2 protein-coding genes and 1 pseudogene are annotated in these 1,979 nt (G+C 50.5%); all 3 read left to right on the top strand.

The window, feature by feature from the left end:
* Window positions 1-662, top strand: a 662-nt coding sequence (locus tag B9T16_RS28120; protein ID WP_410246329.1) for a S41 family peptidase, incomplete at its 5' end; no start/stop codon positions are given.
* 141 nt (window positions 663-803) lie between these two features.
* Window positions 804-1,172: a hypothetical protein gene (locus B9T16_RS28115; RefSeq protein ID WP_410246328.1), complete on the top strand. Its 369-nt coding sequence runs from the start codon at window positions 804-806 to the stop codon at window positions 1,170-1,172.
* A 70-nt stretch (window positions 1,173-1,242) separates the two neighbouring features.
* Window positions 1,243-1,979, top strand: a pseudogene (locus B9T16_RS28110) (hypothetical protein); the annotation flags it as partial.

The following is a 1,979-nucleotide window of genomic DNA, read 5'->3' as shown; positions in this document are numbered from 1 at the left end:
CAACTAAGGATTTCAAATTATTACGAGACCACATTACACTAAATCCGGTGGTTTACGAACTGAGAAAAACGGAGGATAATTTAGCTTTTGGTTATCTGCGCTTGCGACAGTTTAGCGCCAATGCGACCAGTGAGGTGACTAATGGGATTAATAACCTAATCAATGCTGGGGCTCAGGGTTTTATTTTGGATTTGCGAAATAACCCGGGTGGACTGCTACAGTCGGGGGTAGAAATTGCTCGGTTGTGGTTAAATCAAGGGGCGATAGTTTATACTGTAGATAGGCGAGGGTCTTTAGGAGGTTTTGATTCGACGCGATCGGCTTTAACTGATGCGCCGTTAGTGGTATTAGTTAATGGTGGTACAGCCAGCGCCAGCGAAATTCTGGCGGGTGCGCTTCAGGATAACCACCGGGCTTTATTGGTGGGTGAAAAAACCTTTGGGAAAGGCTTAATTCAATCCCTGTTTGATTTGTCTGACGGTGCGGGGTTGGCGGTGACAGTGGCTCATTATGAAACCCCTAACCATACTGATATTAACCAACAGGGAATTATGCCCGATCGCCTGGTGAAAAGTCCTAATTTAATGCGATCGCAATTAGCCACCGAAGCCGACCCCCAATATCAACAAGCCCTTGATTTATTGAGAGGGCAAATAATGTAAACCCTCTGGCTCTGGGAGAGGGAAATTCTCACAAAAGGGCTGATAGTTGGGATGCGATCGCCGTTGAGTCCCCAACTGTGATTTATAGTGTATAATCAGTGAGAATCCCCCCAAAAACCCGCCATTGACCAGTAGAGAGCAGTGGATATTCTCACTAAGCCTCAGCATCGATTATTGATCGCGACTGCCGTATTGGTGGGTGGGACGGTGTGCGGTGGCTCCCTAGGAGCGATCGTCACCTCCGTGGCTGGGGGCATTGTCGCCAATGATATGGTTCCCCAACACCTCAAGCATATTGCTGTTCGCCTGAAAGGGAGTCAAGACAAATTAGGCAACCATGATTTAACCCAGGCGACCGGGTTGGCTATCTCCCTGATTATCAAAAGCATCGCCGAAGCCGGAACCTATCCCCACTCCACTAAAAAACTAGCAGCCCTGGCTAAATATACCCTCAAAGCCTGGCAGGAGGTCGCCCAAGCCTTGAAAGAGGCGGAAAAGGTTTGCATTTGACCCCATCCAAGAAACGGAGCTTACAGAGCTATTTCGAGGGGGTACGCGGGAGTATGTCGCTCAAACCGTCTTGAGCGCAGAGGATTGGCAGATATTACTGAAACATTGGCTCTGTCCGGGGGCTAAGGTGGAATTGCCCGAAAATGTCGTACAGGAAGTGGCGACCCAGTTGCGAGAGAAGTTTGCTTTCGCCTTGCGGGAAGTGTTGAAAGGGGATTTTGAAGAAGGGGGACGGGCTTTCGCTGGCTTGACGCTCTCCCTGCTGGGGGAAATGCAGGGGATTTTGGAGGAGTTGCTCAACACCAGTTCCCAAACCCAGATACAGGACTTACAGGCAGAATTAGCGGCGGTGACGCGACTGCGAGAGGCGTTAGAGACCGATTCGCAACGGTTCCAGGAGTTGGGAAACCAGATTCAGTCTGGCTTTGGGGAGGTGTTGCAGGAGTTGGGCATCACTCAGGGGAAAATTGACGAGATGCGGGCTGAGTTGCAACAGGAATTACAGAGTGTGCAGGAAACGCTCAGGGAAGGATTGGGCAATCTCAGCCAACAGAATCAACAGTTACAAGAAACGCTCGAAACGGGCTTCGAGAGGGTTGTGGCGTTCTTGGAGCGGGATACATCGGGGATTCAAGCCATTTCCTTCAGCTTGGATACCAACCCGCCGAAGGTGACGAATTGGCAGGGACGGGAAGAGGAATTGAGCCAAGTTAACCGTTGGCTGGATGATGAGAATACGAAACTGGGGGTGATTGTGGGATTGCCGGGGATGGGCAAATCCACCCTGGCGGCGAAGTTGTTTCAGGA

The sequence above is a fragment of the Arthrospira sp. PCC 8006 genome, assembly GCF_046480465.1.
GTDB lineage: Bacteria > Cyanobacteriota > Cyanobacteriia > Cyanobacteriales > Microcoleaceae > Limnospira > Limnospira platensis.
This window is presented reverse-complemented; position numbering and strand designations above follow the sequence as displayed.